The sequence below is a fragment of the Brevibacterium sp. genome (assembly GCF_031179145.1).
Classification (GTDB): domain Bacteria; phylum Actinomycetota; class Actinomycetes; order Actinomycetales; family Brevibacteriaceae; genus Brevibacterium.
Window position 1 is genome coordinate 84195 of sequence record NZ_JAPSIB010000013.1, and the last position, 16187, is coordinate 100381.

At 67.5% G+C, this 16187-nt stretch carries 13 protein-coding genes; 7 read left to right on the plus strand and 6 right to left on the minus strand.

All coding sequences use genetic code 11. From position 1 onward, the window contains the following. The first annotated feature begins 71 nt into the window (after window positions 1-71). The gene (locus RIT73_RS10910) at window positions 72-1928 is read left to right on the plus strand and encodes an ABC transporter ATP-binding protein (RefSeq protein WP_375295001.1); all 1857 of its coding nucleotides are present in this window, start codon (window positions 72-74) and stop codon (window positions 1926-1928) included. A 291-nt stretch (window positions 1929-2219) separates the two neighbouring features. On the opposite strand, the gene RIT73_RS10915 is transcribed toward RIT73_RS10910, so the two are convergent. Both RIT73_RS10915 and RIT73_RS10920 read right to left on the minus strand, forming a co-directional pair. Beyond that, window positions 2220-2924, minus strand: coding sequence for a phosphonatase-like hydrolase (locus tag RIT73_RS10915; RefSeq protein WP_309132102.1), 705 nt, complete (start codon window positions 2922-2924; stop codon window positions 2220-2222). 98 nt (window positions 2925-3022) lie between these two features. After that, window positions 3023-3796 (minus strand): GntR family transcriptional regulator, encoded by a 774-nt coding sequence (locus RIT73_RS10920; RefSeq protein WP_309132103.1) that lies wholly within the window; start codon window positions 3794-3796, stop codon window positions 3023-3025. A gap of 169 nt (window positions 3797-3965) precedes the next feature. Between RIT73_RS10920 and RIT73_RS10925 the strand changes: the two genes are divergently transcribed. The 4 genes from RIT73_RS10925 (at window position 3966) to phnE (ending at window position 7793) form a co-directional block, all read left to right on the plus strand. Further along, window positions 3966-5156 carry a TIGR03364 family FAD-dependent oxidoreductase gene (locus RIT73_RS10925; protein WP_309132104.1) on the plus strand — a complete coding sequence of 397 codons (1191 nt, stop codon included), beginning with the start codon at window positions 3966-3968 and terminating at the stop codon, window positions 5154-5156. A gap of 101 nt (window positions 5157-5257) precedes the next feature. Next, window positions 5258-6175 carry a phosphate/phosphite/phosphonate ABC transporter substrate-binding protein gene (locus tag RIT73_RS10930; RefSeq protein ID WP_309132105.1) on the plus strand — a complete coding sequence of 306 codons (918 nt, stop codon included), beginning with the start codon at window positions 5258-5260 and terminating at the stop codon, window positions 6173-6175. Then, window positions 6175-6930: an ATP-binding cassette domain-containing protein gene (locus RIT73_RS10935; RefSeq protein WP_309132106.1), complete on the plus strand. Its 756-nt coding sequence runs from the start codon at window positions 6175-6177 to the stop codon at window positions 6928-6930. The genes RIT73_RS10930 and RIT73_RS10935 overlap by 1 nt, the downstream gene beginning before the upstream one ends. Beyond that, entirely contained in the window at window positions 6927-7793 is an 867-nt protein-coding gene (gene phnE, locus RIT73_RS10940; protein ID WP_309132107.1) for a phosphonate ABC transporter, permease protein PhnE, read from the plus strand. The genes RIT73_RS10935 and phnE overlap by 4 nt, the downstream gene beginning before the upstream one ends. 23 nt (window positions 7794-7816) lie before the next feature. Here the strand turns inward: phnE and RIT73_RS10945 are convergent, their stop codons facing one another. The 4 genes from RIT73_RS10945 to rplM all read right to left on the minus strand — a co-directional run bounded on the left by RIT73_RS10945 (window position 7817) and on the right by rplM (window position 11237). Beyond that, entirely contained in the window at window positions 7817-8698 is an 882-nt protein-coding gene (locus tag RIT73_RS10945) for a potassium channel family protein (protein ID WP_309132131.1), read from the minus strand. 22 nt (window positions 8699-8720) lie between these two features. Further along, window positions 8721-10073 carry a phosphoglucosamine mutase gene (gene glmM, locus RIT73_RS10950; RefSeq protein WP_309132108.1) on the minus strand — a complete coding sequence of 451 codons (1353 nt, stop codon included), beginning with the start codon at window positions 10071-10073 and terminating at the stop codon, window positions 8721-8723. A gap of 182 nt (window positions 10074-10255) precedes the next feature. Beyond that, window positions 10256-10759: a 30S ribosomal protein S9 gene (rpsI, locus tag RIT73_RS10955; protein WP_375295000.1), complete on the minus strand. Its 504-nt coding sequence runs from the start codon at window positions 10757-10759 to the stop codon at window positions 10256-10258. Window positions 10760-10793: 34 nt separating this feature from the next. Beyond that, window positions 10794-11237: a 50S ribosomal protein L13 gene (rplM, locus tag RIT73_RS10960; RefSeq protein WP_309132109.1), complete on the minus strand. Its 444-nt coding sequence runs from the start codon at window positions 11235-11237 to the stop codon at window positions 10794-10796. 267 nt (window positions 11238-11504) lie between these two features. Here rplM and RIT73_RS10965 point away from each other — a divergent pair, with 267 nt between their 5' ends. Together RIT73_RS10965 and RIT73_RS10970 are read left to right on the plus strand one after the other, a co-directional pair. Beyond that, window positions 11505-13940, plus strand: a complete 2436-nt coding sequence (locus RIT73_RS10965) for a hypothetical protein (RefSeq protein ID WP_309132110.1) — start codon at window positions 11505-11507, stop codon at window positions 13938-13940. Continuing rightward, window positions 13937-16171: a hypothetical protein gene (locus tag RIT73_RS10970; protein ID WP_309132111.1), complete on the plus strand. Its 2235-nt coding sequence runs from the start codon at window positions 13937-13939 to the stop codon at window positions 16169-16171. The genes RIT73_RS10965 and RIT73_RS10970 overlap by 4 nt, the downstream gene beginning before the upstream one ends. Window positions 16172-16187: the final 16 nt, after the last annotated feature.

A 16187-nucleotide genomic window follows, 5' to 3' on the forward strand; every position in this document is an offset into this window, starting at 1 on the left:
CTGATTCGGAAATAGTTCTCGTCCGTCCCCGGTTGAAGACTGGTGATTGAAGAAATGAGGACGATGTGACCATGCAGTCGGCGCACTCGATGATGCGCACCGCCGTTTCCAACCGCAAGACCCCGCAGACGTCGATCCAGCCGGGAACCTACCGGCGGATCCTCACGTACGCGAAGCGCCACAAGAAGCGGATCGCGTTCTTCCTCACCCTGTCGGTCGCCTCGGCGGTCATCGGGGTCCTCAATCCCGTCCTCGCCGGTGATGTCGTCAACGCGATCACCGGCGGCGGCCCCGTGCGCACCGTCGTGTGGCTGGCGGTGGCGATCGGGCTGCTGGCGATCGCGGACGCGGCGATCTCCATCACCAACCGGTACATGTCCTCGCAGATCGGCGAGGGACTGATCTTCGACCTGCGCACCGCCGTCTACGAGCATGTGCAGAAGATGCCGATCGCCTTCTTCAATCGGACCCGCACCGGGGCGCTCGTCTCCCGACTCAACTCCGATGTCATCGGCGCTCAGCGGGCATTCTCGAACACCCTGTCGGGCATCGTGTCGAACATCGTGTCGCTGGCCCTGACGATCGGCGTCATGGTGTCGATCTCCTGGCAGGTCACCGCCCTGTCGATGCTGCTGCTGCCCCTGTTCATCATTCCCACCAGGCTGCTCAGCGGCAAACTCGCCGCGCTGCAGTTCCAGGCGGCTGAGCACAATGCGGACATGTCGACGCGGATGACCGAACGTTTCTCCTCCGGTGGGGCGACCCTGATCAAGCTCTTCGGCAATCCGACGGTCGAGACCGAGGAGTTCGGCAAGCGAGCGGGGCAGGTCCGCGACGTCGGAGTCAAGGTCGCGATGCTGCAGTCGACGTTCGTCTCCTCTCTGACCCTGGTCTCGGCGCTGGCCCTGGCCCTCGTCTACGGGATCGGCGGCGCCCAGGCCGTGCTCGGTCACCTCAATGCCGGTCAGGTCGTGACTCTGGCTCTGCTGCTGACCCGCCTCTACACCCCGTTGACGATGCTCGCCAACGCCCGCCTCGACATCATGAGCGCCGTGGTCAGCTTCCAGCGGGTCTTCGAGGTCCTCGACGTCAAGCCGCTCATCACCGAACCTGCTGATCCGAAGCCGCTGCCGCAGGGCGGGCTCGATGTGAAGTTCTCGAATGTCAGCTTCGCCTACCCGAGCGCCGACAAGGTGAGCCTGGCCAGCCTCGAGGACGTCACCGTCCTCGATGCCCGCGGCGGGGACGAGGTCCTCCATTCGCTCGACTTCACGATCCCGGCCGGGCACACCGTCGCGATGGTCGGCTCCTCCGGCGCGGGGAAGTCGACGATCGCCTCGCTGCTGCCTCGTCTCTACGACGTCACCTCCGGGTCGATCACCATCGGCGGCGTCGACGTCCGTGCCCTGTCATTCGCGACTCTGCGCGAGGCGGTGGGGGTGGTGACCCAGGACGGTCATGTCTTCCATGAGTCCATCCGGTCGAATCTGGCGCTGGCGAAGCCGGACGCCACGGATGCGGAACTCGAGCAGGCCATCGACCGCGCTCAGCTCCACGATGTCATCGCGGCCCTGCCCGATGGGCTGGACACGGTCATCGGCGAGCGCGGCTACCGACTCTCGGGAGGTGAGCGGCAGCGTCTGACGATTGCGCGGATGCTGCTGTCCGCCCCGGAGATCGTGGTGCTCGACGAGGCGACTTCCGCGTTGGACTCGACCAACGAGGCGGCCGTGCAGCGGGCTCTGACGCAGGCGATGACGGGGCGCACCGCCCTGGTCATCGCCCACCGGCTCTCCACCATCCGGCAGGCCGACACGATTCTCGTGGTCGAGGCCGGTCGGATCGTGGAGTCCGGTACCCATTCGCAGCTGCTGGCCCTGGGAGGCCGCTACGCCGAGCTCTACGCCACTCAGTTCGCCGCCGACTGAGAGCTGGGGATGCTGCTCGCGGCCGAGGGCACCGGGGATGCTGCTCGTGACCGAGGGCTGGGGATGCCTCGGCCAGGGGTGCCCTTGGTGGGGAGCCGGCGAACATGGGGATCGGGGATTGTCGATTTCGGGGATTACGAGGGTGATACTGCGAATCTGCGAAGTTTCTCCATTCAGCTCACTTTCGACGTTGTTGATTCCACCAGTGAAACTCTAGGGAGTGCGAGCGGAGACCGTCATCCCCCAAACGGATGAATTTCGCGCGACTTCTTCCCGGCCGCAGCACCGGACTCAGCTCACCGTGACGGCGGTGTCGAGACCGAGGTGGGCGGGCACCTCGGCGACGGAGGGCAGCGAGGCAGTGGCGGCGGTCGAGGCGAAGTCGTCTGCCTCCAGCGCTCCCGTGTGGACGCCGAGGACGATGCTCGCACCCGAGGCCACACCCGCCTGGATGTCGACCATCGTGTCCCCGGCGACGAGCACCGAGCTCACATCCTCAGTGCCCGTGCGCTCCATCGCCCGGTGGATCATGTAGGGATAGGGCCGCCCCGCTGCCACCTCGTCGGAGCAGACGACCGCATCGAGGTTGCCGCCCTCACCCGTCGCCCAGCCCAGCCCAGCGAGCAGGGGGTCGGCCACATCCCTGGAGAAACCCGTGGTCAGCGCGACCTTGATTCCGGTCTCGCGCAGCACCCGCAGCGCGTCTACGACTCCCGGCAGCGGGACCGGAGGGTTCTGGGCATAGAACTGCCGCAGCAGCTGCCGGAAGAGATCGAAGCAGCGGTCGACGGTCTCGGCGTCGCCGGCATGTCCGCCGAGGCGCAGAAGGCTGCGGATCGCTTCGACCTTGTCCGCGCCCATCCAGGTCTGCAGGTTCTCCGCGGTCACCTCGGTGCCGGTGGACTCCACGCTCTGCCGCAGGGCACGGTAGACGTCTCCGTGCTCGTCGAGGGTGGTTCCGGCCATATCGAACACGGCGAGTTCGATCGTTGTCATTGGTCTCTCCTCATCAGGGGTTGGGGATCAGGGGTGGGGGTCAGCATCAGGGCTGGGGGTTCAGCACCGGACCACTCGTAGGCCACGGTGCGCGCAGCTCAGTCGTCGGGGACGAGGCGGATGACGGAGTGCGGGGCGGCGACCGTGTTGCTCACGGTGAAGGTCACCCGGCCCGGCAGGTACCGGTCGTCGGAGTACTCCACGGGCCGGCCCGCCGAGGTCGACGTCACTCGACGCTCTCGCAGCAAGGGGGTGCCGATCTCGACGTCGAGCAGCCGGGCGTCGACGTCGTCGGCAGGCACCGCGTCGAAGGTGTGCCGAGCGGCGGCGAGTTCGACCCCGCAGGAGCTGAGATGGACGAAGATCGACCCGCTGTCGGAGTCGAAGTCGAACAGGTGCCGACCGACGTCGAGGACGAAGCTGGTTCGCTCGACCATCGCCGGCTCCTCGTCGAGGAGACGCAGCCGCAGCACGTCGACCACGAGGTCGGACAGATCGAGGCCGAGCACTCCGGCCGCATCGGCGCCGACGGTCCGCTTCGCCACTTCCACGGTGTGCTGACCCGGCTGCCGACCGCTCGAATGCGCCCACTCGGTGAACGACAGGAAACTCGTCAGGGACTGGGTCGGAACGGAGCCGACCACCCGTGCCGTCGCGCCCTGGCTCCCGGCGATGATGCCTTCGGCGCGCAGCCCTGACAGCGCCTGACGCACCGGCCCGCGGGACACCGAGAACTGCCGGCACAGTTCCGATTCACTGGGGACGGCGGCGCCGATGGGCAGCCGACCGTCGGCGATCTGTGCTCGGAGTTCGTCTCCGATCTTCTGGTGCAGCGACCGCGGTCGATCGCCGGAAGGTGTGGGACTTGTCATCACATGTTCGATCGTAGACCACCGCCGCACACCCTCGAGAACATCTCGGCTGAACGACAGTTGAACAGCTTCCGACCGCGTCTGCGCCCAGATGAACGAACGGACAACTTATATATACATGTGCCGTTACGGCTTGTTCCCGGGCGCTCCGGCGCGGCATGGTCGACTCATGACCCACTCAGACATCATCATCGTCGGTTCCGGCATCGTCGGGCTCGCCCACGCCAGGGCCGCGGCGCGCCGGGGACTGAGCGTGAGAATCCTCGAGGCCGATTCCTCCCCGCGCGGAGCCTCGATCCGCAACTTCGGTCACTGCTGCATCACCGGTCAGATCGGCGAGTTCTCCGAACTCGCCGAGGCCGGACGCGAACAATGGCTCGCCGCCGCACAGGAGGCGAACTTCTGGGCCGAGGAATCCGGCGCCTATGTGCTCGCCACCTCGCCCGCGCAGATGGCCGTCCTCGAGCAGGCACGTGAGGCCAAGGACCACACGGCCATCGATCTGCTCGGCGCCGAGGCGATGAGAGATGCGTTGACGGAGGGCCAGGGCTCCCGACTCGGCGGACAGGACTCTCGCCTCGGCGAGGTCATCGGCGGCGCCTTCCTCCGCCGGGATCTGCGCGTCGACCCCCGCACCGCGGCACCGGCGCTGGCGCGCTCACTGGGAGCCGCCTCGGCAGTGGAACTGCTCACCGGAGTCCGTGTCATCCACGTCGGCCATGGCACGGTCGAGACCTCGGTCGGCACCTACAGCGCCGATCACGTCATCGTCTGCACCGGCCACGGACTGCCCGCGCTGTTCCCGGCTCTCGCAGCCGATGCGGGGCTGATCGAGTGCGCGCTGTCGATGGCTCTGGCCACCACCCCTGCGCCCCTGACCACCTCGGCGGCCCTGCTGACGCGGACCTCGCTGCTGCGCTACGAGGCGTTCTCGACCCTGCCCGGCGCCGAGGCGGTGGCCGCGGAGGTCGCCGCCGATGCCCCGGCTCTGCTCGAGGTCGGGGCCAACGTGATGTTCGGCCCCCGTCCGGACGGTTCCATCGTCATCGGCGACTCCCATGACTATGCCGCGAGCGCGGACCCGTTCCTCGAGGAGTCGACGATCGACGTCCTGCTCGCCGAGGCGGGCGCAGTGCTCGGACTCTCCCCCACCGAGTCCTCGTCGACCCACGGATTCGAGATCCGCCAACGGTGGCAGGGCATCTACGCCTCGAGTGCCGCACGCCCGCTCATCGTCGAAGCCGTCGACGAGAGGACCACGGTCGCCACGGTCGCCACCGGGATCGGAATGACCATCGCCTTCGGACTGGCCGAACGCACTCTGGCGACCCTCCACCCCACCCTCCGCGCAGCCGCGTGAGCAGCGCCGCGGCCGGCCCACCCACCACTGCCCCGCCCCTGACCGGACTCCGTTCCCACCCCTGACCGATCTCCGTTCCCACCCCTGATCAAAGGACAGTCATGAAGCTCACCCGTTCCCGCGCCACCATCGCAGCACTGGCCACTGCCGTCATCCTCACGCCCGTCGTCCTCTCCGGATGCTCCACCTCCTCGGCGCAGGCCTCCCCCACCTGCCCCAACGGCAAGGTCGAATTCGGAATCGAGCCCTTCGAGGATCCGCAGAAGCTCGAACCCGCCTACCAGGCCATCGCCGATTCCCTCTCGAAGTCGCTCGACTGCCCCGTCAAGGTGCAGGTCCTCGAGGACTACTCCGCCGAGGTGCTCGCGATGCAGAACGGAAAGCTCGACCTCGGACAGTTCGGCCCCCTCGGCTACGTCTTCGCCTCCGAGCGGGCCGGCGCCGAACCGCTCGTCTCCTTCGGCACCGCCGATGGCAAGCTGAGCTCCTACACCGGAGGCATCTGGGTGCCCCAGGATTCGGCCATCAAGACCCTCGATGACCTGCGCGGCAAGGACCTGGCACTGGGCAGTGTGGGCTCGACCTCCGGTGACGTCCTGCCCCGGTCGGCCCTCGCCGAGGCCGGGATCGCGGAGAACGAACTCAACCTCAACTACGCCGGCGGGCACCCCGAGGCGCTCCTGGCGCTGACCAACGGCAGCGTCGACGCCGCCCAGATCAACTCCCAGACGCTGGGCACCGCCAAGGCAGAGGGCACCTTCAACCCCGACGACTACCGGCAGATCTGGAAGTCGGAGCCCATCCCCAACGACCCGATCACCGTCGCGAAGGACGCCGATCCGCAGTTCAAGAAGGCTGTCAAGGATGCGCTCCTCGACTTGCCGGCCAAGGACATCGAGAAGGTGGCGGCCTACCTCGACGTCACTCCTCCCGGTCAGCTCATCGAAGTCGACAAGAAGACGTACCAGCCGATGTTCGACCTGGCCAAGACGATGAAGCTGACCGAGAAGGACGTGTGATGACGACGGCGCTGAGAACTGCGGACGCCGAGGTGAGCGCCGGTCCCGCGCTGCTCACCGTGGACGGACTCGCTGTCTCCTATGGGGCTGCGCGGGTCCTCGACGGGGTCTCCTTCACCGCGAGGGCGGGCCGGCTGCTGGCCTTCCTCGGCGCGAACGGCTCCGGGAAATCGACGACCCTGCGTGCGGTGGCCGGCCTGATCGGGCATGACGGGGGAACTATCGAGTTCGCCTCCGGGACGGACCGACCCGCGATGGTGTTCCAGAAGATCCATCTCGTCGCCCGGCGCAGCGTCCTCGACAACGTGTGCGCCGGCGCACTGCACCGGATCCCGCTGGCCCGCTCCCTCCACCCCTGGCTGTTCCCGGCCGAGATCCGGCGGGAGGCGATGGCCGCCCTCGACCGCGTCGGCCTTGCCGACAGGGCCGACCAGCGAGCCGGCACGCTCTCGGGCGGACAGCAGCAGCGGGTGGCGGTGGCCCGGGCCCTGTGTCAGGGCGCCCCGGTGGTGCTCGCCGACGAACCCGTCGCGGCCCTCGACCCAAAGGCGGCACGATCGATCATGGCCCTGCTGAGAGAACTCGCCCACGAGGAGAACCTGGCCGTGGCCGCCGTGCTGCACCAGCCGGACCTCGCCCTCGAATACGCCGACCATGTCATCGGACTGCAGTCCGGTCGCATTGTCCTCGACGCCCCCGCCGAAGCGGTCGACCTCGACCAGATCGGCGAACTGTATGCGGAGGTCGCGCGATGATCACTGTGAAGCGAGATGCGGAGGTCCCCCCGGTGATCACCCTGGTCCACGACGCGCAGGCACCGCGCCCAGATCTGGCTCCGCCGACCCGCCGCTTCGGCGGCTGGCAGCTGGGAACCGCGGTCGTCGTCATCGTCGCACTCCACGTCATCGCGGTCAGGGAGACCGAGTTCTCCCTGGTGACCCTGATCGACGGCAGGCAGGGAATGATGAACTTCCTCGCCGAGGCGTTCCCTCCCGATCTCGACTGGTCCGACACGCTGTGGCCGGGACTGCAGGCGACCGGTATCACTCTGTGGATCGGACTGCTGGGAACCACTCTCTCGATCCCCACCTCGGCGCTGTTCGCGGTGCTCGCCTCCCGCACGACGACTCCGCACCCGGTCGTCTATCAGGTGTCGCGAGCGATCCTGTCGTTCCTGCGGGCCGTGCCGGACGTCGTGTTCGCCCTCATCTTCGTCACCGCTGTCGGCCTCGGGCCCTTCCCGGGTGTGCTCGCGCTGATCTTCCACAACACCGGCGTGATGGCCAAACTGTGGGCGGAGGCCATCGAAGAGATCGATCCGGGCCCGTCGGAGGCGCTGCGGACCGTCGGCGCGAACCGCACCCAGATCGTCGCCAACGCGACGTTCCCGCAGGTCATTCCCCAGCTGTTCGGGCTGCTGCTCTACCGCTTCGACGTCAACGTGCGGTCGTCCCTGGTGCTCGGACTCGTCGGCGCGGGCGGGATCGGACTGCTCATCAACCAGTCGATCAAGTCGTTCCAGTTCGACGCGATGCTCACCTACATCCTCATCGTCCTCGTGCTCATCATCGCCGTCGACCTCTTCTCCGCGGGCGTCCGCAAGAAGCTGGCGCTCTGAGCTGGGCCGAGTGCGAAGCGGGATCAGGGCCGGCCCGTGTGTCCGTGATCGGAGGCATAGGCGGCGAGGATACCCGCAGTGTCACCGCCCGAGCGCGCGAACCCGGACTTCAGTACCTCCGCGAGCCGGTCGAGGGACGCGGTCAGCCGCTGTCCGCTCATCGTGACTCCGGGGTAGGACGAGGACCCGGCCACCGCGGCCATCGGCACCACGGCCGACAGCCAGCGCGGCAGGGACAGGTCCTCGTCGACCTCCCGGAAGTAGTAGGTCTCGGTGTGCTGAGTGAAGTCGACCCGGATCATATCGAGCTGGGTCGACAGGCCGTCGAGGACTCGGCTGACCTCTCGCGGATCCAGCTCGGGGCAGCGGTCGGCGAATCCGACCCCGACCAGCGATCTGATCTCCAGGGCCAGCGCGCGGCGGCGCTCGAGGGGGGAGTAGACCCGGCTGAACCAGGTCAGCGCGCTGGTCAGCAGGGCGAAGCCGATGAGCCCCTCGAACGGCACGGTCATCCGGACCCAGGCCTGAGTGGCGACGACATCGCCGAAACCCAAGGTCGACAGAGTCACGAGGGAGATGTAGAGAGCCTCAGCCGGATCGGAATAGTTCGCGGGATCGATCCCCGGCGCGTAGGTGAGACCGGTGGGCACATGAGGCAGATAGATCAGGGCGAACCCGAGGACCTGGAACGCCACCCAGGCAATCACCACCGTGACCAACGCGGCGGGGCCGACGACCGCTCGGAAGCGCCGCCCGAGCGGTTTCGAAGCACACCAGATGCCGTGCATGATCCACCGGCTGACATGCCCGCGCCCCGAGGGGTTCATCAAGCTGTGGAACATGTCGTGCAGCCCGGTGGCGACGAGAAGCGCACCGCCGACGGTCAGGAACACCTCAGCACCCATGCTCGTCAAGCCCGGTCACTGCTCACAGAGCCAGGTGCGCCTTGACCGTCTGGGCCAGACGAGCGGCCTGCGCCTGCGCGGCGTCCTCGGTCTCAGCTTCGACCATCACGCGGATGAGCGGCTCGGTGCCGGAGGCACGCAGGAGCACCCGGCCCGAACCGGCCAGCTCCGTCTCGACGGCGCTGATCTCAGCGGCGACGACCGGATGGTCGACACGGTGCTTGTCGACTCCGGAGACGTTGACCAAAGCCTGCGGCAGCTGCGGGATCTCGGCGGCGAGGTCAGCCAGAGTGCGCTTCGAATCCGCCATCCGCTTCATCAGGTGCAGAGCCGTCTGCACCCCGTCGCCGGTGGTGCCGTGGTCGAGCATGAGGACGTGACCCGACTGCTCTCCGCCGAGGACGTAGTCCCCGGCGAGCATGCCTTCGAGCACGTACCTGTCGCCGACGGCGGTCTGCACGGTCCTGATCGAGTACTTGTCCATCGCCAGTTTGAGGCCGAGGTTCGACATCACCGTCGTGACCAGGGTGTTGTTCTTCAGCTCGCCGAGCTCCTTGAGCCCGATCGCGAGGATTCCCATCAGCTGATCGCCGTTGACCACGCGCCCGAGGGCGTCGACGGCGAGGCAGCGGTCGGCGTCCCCGTCGAAGGCCACACCCAGGTCCGACTGGGTCTCGACGACGAGCCGCTGCAGAGGTCCAAGATGGGTCGAGCCCACGCCGTCGTTGATGTTGAGTCCATTGGGCTCGGCCGCGGAGACGATGACCTCGGCGCCGGCCTGACGCAGGGCAGCGGGACCGACGACGGAGGCGGCACCGTGGGCGCAGTCGACGACGACCTTGAGGCCCGACAGCGGTCGCTTCGGTTCGTCAGCGATCGAGCGGACGAGGTGCTCGGTGTACTCGTCGGCAGCCGCTGGGTAGCGGGAGATGCTGCCGACGTCAGCACCGGTGGGCCGGGTCCACTCGGCGTCGAGGATCTCGAGGATCTCATCCTCGATGGAGTCGTCGAGCTTGGTGCCCCCGGCGGCGAAGAACTTGATGCCGTTGTCGGGCATCGGGTTGTGCGAGGCGGAGATGACGACGCCGAAGGCCGCTCCGGTGTCCCTGACCACGCGGGCCACGCCCGGAGTCGGCAGCATTCCGGCGTCGAGCACGTCGACCCCCGCCGAGGCGATTCCGGCGCTGATCGCGGCGGACAGGAACTCACCCGACACACGGGTGTCGCGACCGATGACGGCGAAGGGACGCTTGTCGCCGGTCCAGTCCCGGGGCAGGATTCGAGAGGCTGCGACCGAGAGCTGGAGCGCCAGCTTCGCAGTGATGTCGCGATTGGCCAGACCTCGCACCCCATCGGTGCCGAAGAGCCGTGTCATGGATCAGTCCTTTCCGCAGACAATGCGTTGATAGTAGTGCATCCCCCGCCGCGGCGCTGCGGAGGTGAATGCACGAATGCGGCCCCGAATCGGGTTCGGGGCCGCACTGTGTGTTCATGAAGCCGGCACTGCGGTTCCGCTGCGCGATTCGTTGCAGACCATGCGCAGCCCGCGCAGTGGAATCAGCGCTTCGAGAACTGAGGCGCCTTGCGCGCCTTCTTGAGACCGGCCTTCTTGCGTTCCTTGACGCGGGCGTCACGGCGCAGGAATCCGGCCTTCTTCAGCTCGGCGCGGTTCGATTCCGCGTCGATCTGGTTGAGCGAGCGGGCAATGCCCAGTCGGACGGCACCGGCCTGTCCGGACGGTCCGCCACCCGAGATGCGCACGACGACGTCGAAACGTCCTTCGAGGTCGAGCAGGCGGAAGGGCTCGTTGACGAGCTGCTGGTGCAGCTTGTTCGGGAAGAACTCTTCGAGAGTGCGTCCGTTGATGGTCCACTCACCCGAGCCTGGGATCAGGCGAACGCGAGCAATTGCCTGCTTGCGGCGGCCGACTCCGTTGCCGGGAGCGGTGATGGACTGGCCACGGCCACCTGCGGTCTGGTCGCCCAGGCCGGCGGATGCGGGAGTCTCAGAGGTGTATTCGGTCAGTTCTTCGATTTCTGGCGCGTTGGCGGTTTCAGCCACGGTTCTCCTCGGTAGGTCTAAAGCCTGAGCGCGCTTACTGCGCTACCTGGCTGAGTTCGTACGGCTGCGGGTTCTGAGCGGAGTGAGGGTGCTCGGCACCCGTGTACACCTTCAGTTTCCGCATCTGGGCACGTCCGAGACGAGTCTTCGGGACCATACCGGCGACAGCCTTCTCGACTGCGCGCTCGGGGTTGGTGGCGAGCAGCTCGGCGTAGTTGACGCTCTTCAGGCCGCCCGGGTAACCCGAGTGGTGGTAAGCGCGCTTCTGTTCAAGCTTCGCACCGGTCAACGCGACCTTGTCGGCATTGATGATGATGACGAAATCGCCGGAATCGATGTGAGGTGCAAAAGTCACCTTGTGCTTGCCGCGGAGCAGTTTCGCAACCTGAGCAGCAAGACGGCCGAGCACGACATCAGTGGCGTCAATGACGTGCCACTGGCGCTCAACATCGCCGGGCTTTGGTGTGTACGTACGCAAAAGTAGCCTTCTTTTCGTATCTCATGGTGCAGCGCCGGGGGGCTCATCGGGTCGTGAGTCAGATGAGCCGAGACACTGATTGTCTTGAATCGAGTCCGTTCGTCCACGTAATCCCCTCACCTACGGGCCTGCAACGCATGAGGCTATGCAAGGGAGCATGACGAACACACACAACGACAATCAAATATACACGCGGGCCGAGCCCCGGAGCAAACGCCCAGGCCGGTACCAGCGCGGGCCGATTCCACTGCCGATACTATGGTCTACGTGCCGCACACATCCAGCCGACTCACCCGCTTTCCCGCAGACAGAACTCTGGTGCTGGGACTGCTGCTCGGACTCCTCACGATGACGCTGGGGGCGTCGGGGTCGTGGGCGGCTCCGGCCGCTGCCGCGGGCACTGAGCAGCAGGGGCAGTCGGCACCGGCCGCGCTCGATCATCCGCAACCGGCTCCGCATGCTCCCGGCAGGCTGATCGTCTTCGGGATCCCCGGCCTGACCACGGATGACATCGACCCCGAACTCACTCCGAACCTCTACTCCCTGTACTCCGAAGGCGCGGGCGCCAACCTCAATGTCCGCACCATCGGCGCCAGCACCTGCCCTGCCGCAGCATGGGTGTCACTTGGCGCCGGCGCCCGCGCTGCGGCAGGGCAATCGAGTGACCCCGCGGTCGAGTCCTCCGCCAGCTGCCCCCCGATGGTCGATCCGACGATCGAAGGTGGGCAGCGGTCCGCAGCCGCAGGGGACGCCCCGTCGGGTGAGGAAGATCTCACCGGCCGGACCGGACAGATCCCCGACTTCGACAGCGTGAGGGCGCCCAATCAGGGGTCGGGGTACGCGGTCGACTACGGGCTGCTCGCCGACCAGGTGAGCAGGTCACAGTCCCCCGACCCCGATCTCGAGTCCTGCGTCGCCGCAGAGGGCGCCGGAGCCGCCTACGCCGTCGCCGACGAGGAGGGCATGGTCCGCAATTACACGGACAGCGCCGTCACGAGCAGCTGCCGGCTGAGCCTCATCGACATCGGCGCGATCGGCTCGGACTCCTGGCTCAACGACCCGGTCCCCAACTACTCCTACACCGTGCCCGTCGACGTCGATCGCGACGTTCGCATCGCGGCAGCCGATCGGCGGCTCGGCGAGCACCTCGATGCTCTCCGTCAGTCCCGTCAGAACGGAAGTGCGCAGGCGGACGCCGAACCCACGATCATCGTGGCCGGCCTCGGCGACAGCTCCGCGGTTCCGCGCCTGCGCGCGTTCATCCTCTCCGGACCCGGGATCGAGCCGGGCACCGTCACCTCGTCGACGACCCGCACTCCGCGGCTGCTCCAGCTCACCGACCTCGCCCCGGGGATCCTCGGCATCGTGGGCGCCCCCTCCCCCGCCGGCGTCAGCTTCGACGTCACCGCCTCCTCCGAGGACCCGGAAGATCGCCTCGACGATCTGGTCACCGACGCCACGAAGGCGGCGACGATCCACGGGAGCCTGTTCACGTACTCGATCGTCCTCGACGTCCTGTTCTACAGCCTGTTCATTCTCTGCGGGGTGCTGCTCACCGCCGCAGTGATCGCTCGCCGAGGCGGCCCCAGGGTCCATGAATTCCTGGCCTGGACGTCGATGGTCTTCGCAACCCTCCCGATGGGCGCGTTCCTGGCCGGACTGTTCCCCTGGGCCCGGTTCGAGCTGCCACATCTCGGCCTCGGGATCTCCGTGGTCGTCGGCTGTGCGCTCACTCTCGCAGTCGCCCTGCTGCCGCCCTGGGGTCGGACCTGGCGCGGGCGGGTGGCGGCCATGGCGCTGTTCAGCGTGCTCGTCATCGCCGTGGACCTGGCGACCGGCTCGCGCCTGCAGGGCAACTCCCTGCTCGGGTACAACCCGATCGTCGGCGGGCGGTTCTACGGGCTCGGCAATCAGGGTGCGGCGGTCTTCATCGTCAGCCTGTTCATCTTCTCGGGCCTGGCGATCTCCTGGCTGCGGGCGCGGGGTCATGCGAGGCTGGTCGTCATCGTGCCCGCCGTCCTCGGCCTGGCTGCCGTGTTCGTGTCCGGGAACCCGGCCTGGGGGGCGAAGTTCGGCGGTACGATCGCGACACTGGCCGGACTGCTGGTCCTCCTCGCCCTGGTCACCGGCATCCGCCTGTCGTTCTTCCGGTTGGTGCTCATCGGACTCGCCTCGCTCACCGTGCTGCTGGGGATCGCCTATCTCGACTGGCTGCGCCCGCCCGGCGCCCGATCGCATTTCGGCAGCTTCTTCGACCAGTTGGTCAGCGGGGAGGCGCTGCGGGTGATCCAGCGGAAGCTGGGCGCGAACCTGCACATCATCGAGATCAACCCGGCGCTGTCGATCATCACGCCCGTGGCCATCATCGCGATCCTCTTCTTCCTGCGGTACCTGCGCCACTTCCCGCAAGTGGCGAAGCACCCCGGGCTGACCCGGTTCACCGACACGTGGCAGGGCCGCCTGCTCGAGGTGTTCGCCGACCGTGACGTCCACTTCGGCTTCCTCGCCGCGGCCACGGGCCTCGGCGTGGGCCTGGTCCTCACCGATTCCGGCATCGCAGTCCCCTCCACGGGCGCGATGGTGCTGCTGCCCTATCTGCTCGCACTCAGCGCCGACACGGTGGATCCTCGAGGAGGCGCGGCGACCCGCCGCGGCGGCGCGGGACTCACCGACGACTCGTCCGGCCTGGTGGATCGCCGATGAGTGCCCACCCCCTGGCCGTCCGCACCCTGATCGGGGTCTTCCTCGCCGCGCTCATCGTCCTCGGACTGCCGGACACGGCGCTGGCCCGGACGATGACGGACCGTGTGACGTCGGCGAGTGACCCTTCATCGGGGACCACTGCCTCGGCGACCGATCCTTCAACCGGAGCCTCCACCTCGACGAGCAACTCCTCGATCGCGACCTCCACCTCGACGAGCAACTCCTCACCCAAGGTTCCCGGCAAGGACGCGAAGGCGCCGATCTTCATCGGGACCTCCGGGTTCACCTTCGAGGACGTCGATCCGCGCACGACCCCGCACCTGTGGACCCTGATGCAGATCTCGTCGATCGGCGCCATGACCCCGCGCAGCGTGCACGCCACCAGCTGCCCGGTCGACGGCTGGCTGTCAGTCGGCTCCGGACGTCGGGCCGCCGACGAACCGCGCCAGCAGTGCCGTGATCCGCGTCCGCCGCTCGAGGGGTGGACCGCTGATTGGGACGTGTACAGGCAGGTCGCGCAGATGGACAACTACGACGCCAGCCTCGGCTCTCTCTCCGAGGCCAATCCGAGGATCGCGGCGTTCGGACCGGGTGCGACGATCAGCGCCGCGGACCCCAGTGGTCACGTCAAGCAGTGGGAGCCGGTCGGCGACGACCTCGGGCAGCGCGCCGCCGAGACTTCGGCGACCGGGGAGCTGACGCTCATCGACCTCGGCAACACCGCCGCCGACGGGTATTCGCTCAAGGATCTCGATCATCGAGTCGGTGACATCCTCAAGCACACCGGGTGGCTGAACAGCGCCGGGGAACCGACGAGAGGCGGCGGGTCCACACGCATCATCTTCGCCTCGATCGCGGACGGCTCCTACGACGGCTCGACGATGCAGGCGGCGATGATGGCCGCCCCCGGGCAGGCGCCGGGACTGCTGTCGTCGAGCTCGACCCGGCAGCCCGGGCTGGTCCAGGTGCCGGATCTGGCGCCGAGCCTGATCGCGTACAGCGGCGGCGACATGATGGGCAACGTCGCCGGCGCACCGATGGAGGTGGGCAGCTCCCTCGGCTCGTGGCAGGCCCGCTACCAGGCGGTCCTCGACCGACAGGTGGCGGTGAAGACTCAGCAGGAGCTCTCCACGTGGTTCTTCCCCGTGGTCGCCTCGCTCATGGTCGGCCTGCTCGGCCTCGGCTGGCTGCTGCGCAGGAAGCACCGCGAGCTCGTCCATTCCATGGCGTTCCGGCTGGGCATCGTCTTCGCTGCCCTCCCCGTCTCGACCTACCTGGTCAACACCGTGCCCTGGGAGCGGGCGACGAACCCCGACATCGCGATGCTCGGCGCACTGTGCGGGTGGTCCCTGATCCTGGGAACGGTCGCCCTGCTGGGACCGTGGCGCAGGCTGAGGCTGGGGCCGGTGCTGTTCGTGTCCGTGGTCACCGTCGCCGTCCTCGCCTACGACGTGCTCACCGGGTCGCGGCTGCAGATGTCGACTCTGCTCGGGGAGCCGCTGCTGATCGCCTCCCGGTTCTACGGAATCGGCAATTCGGCATTGGCGCTGTACTGCTGCGCCCTGCTGCTGAGTGTCGCGGGATTCGCCTCGCTCGCTAAGAAGTCGCTGCCGCGGGTGCTCATCGTCATCGTTCCGGTCCTGGCGTCCTGCGTGCTGCTGGCCGCGCCTGGGCTGGGCACGAAGTTCGGTTCGGTGCCGACCCTGATCGTCGGCGTCGCCTACCTCGTCCTCGCGGCGGCCGGGATCCGATTCTCGTTCAAGCGACTGCTCCTGACCGTCGGCATCGCCGGGTTCGCGATGCTGATCGTCCTGTTCCTCGACTGGCTGCGCCCACCGCACCAGCGCACGCACTTCGGACGGTTCTTCGACTCCGTGCTCAGCGGTGAAGCACTGGCAGTGCTCTCACGCAAGATCGGGATGAACATCGACATCCTCACCCAATCGTGGATGACGGTGATCCTCCCGCTCATCATCATCGGAGTGTTCTGGGTGGCTCTCGTACCCCAGAAGTTCTCCCTGCTCGGACTGCGTGACACCTACCAGCGGGTTCCGCTGCTGCGCTCCGCGATGATCAGCCTGGCAATCCTGCTGGCCGTCGGCACGATCATCAACGACTCGGGAATCGTGGTCCCGGCGGTCGGGATCCTGTTCCTGGTGCCGGTGATCGTCCATCTCGAAGCGTTCGGCACGTCCCGGTTCGGGACGGGCACCGAACTCGAGCCGACGTGAACACTTCCGGTCTGGG

What these genes read in the sequence shown, in the direction of transcription:
- RIT73_RS10910 (WP_375295001.1), top strand. Translation starts at nt 72, where the DNA reads ATGCAGTCGGCGCACTCGATGATGCGCACCGCCGTTTCCAACCGCAAG.
- RIT73_RS10915 (WP_309132102.1), bottom strand. Translation starts at nt 2,924, where the DNA reads ATGACAACGATCGAACTCGCCGTGTTCGATATGGCCGGAACCACCCTC.
- RIT73_RS10920 (WP_309132103.1), bottom strand. Translation starts at nt 3,796, where the DNA reads ATGACAAGTCCCACACCTTCCGGCGATCGACCGCGGTCGCTGCACCAG.
- RIT73_RS10925 (WP_309132104.1), top strand. Translation starts at nt 3,966, where the DNA reads ATGACCCACTCAGACATCATCATCGTCGGTTCCGGCATCGTCGGGCTC.
- RIT73_RS10930 (WP_309132105.1), top strand. Translation starts at nt 5,258, where the DNA reads ATGAAGCTCACCCGTTCCCGCGCCACCATCGCAGCACTGGCCACTGCC.
- RIT73_RS10935 (WP_309132106.1), top strand. Translation starts at nt 6,175, where the DNA reads ATGACGACGGCGCTGAGAACTGCGGACGCCGAGGTGAGCGCCGGTCCC.
- phnE (WP_309132107.1), top strand. Translation starts at nt 6,927, where the DNA reads ATGATCACTGTGAAGCGAGATGCGGAGGTCCCCCCGGTGATCACCCTG.
- RIT73_RS10945 (WP_309132131.1), bottom strand. Translation starts at nt 8,698, where the DNA reads ATGGGTGCTGAGGTGTTCCTGACCGTCGGCGGTGCGCTTCTCGTCGCC.
- glmM (WP_309132108.1), bottom strand. Translation starts at nt 10,073, where the DNA reads ATGACACGGCTCTTCGGCACCGATGGGGTGCGAGGTCTGGCCAATCGC.
- RIT73_RS10970 (WP_309132111.1), top strand. Translation starts at nt 13,937, where the DNA reads ATGAGTGCCCACCCCCTGGCCGTCCGCACCCTGATCGGGGTCTTCCTC.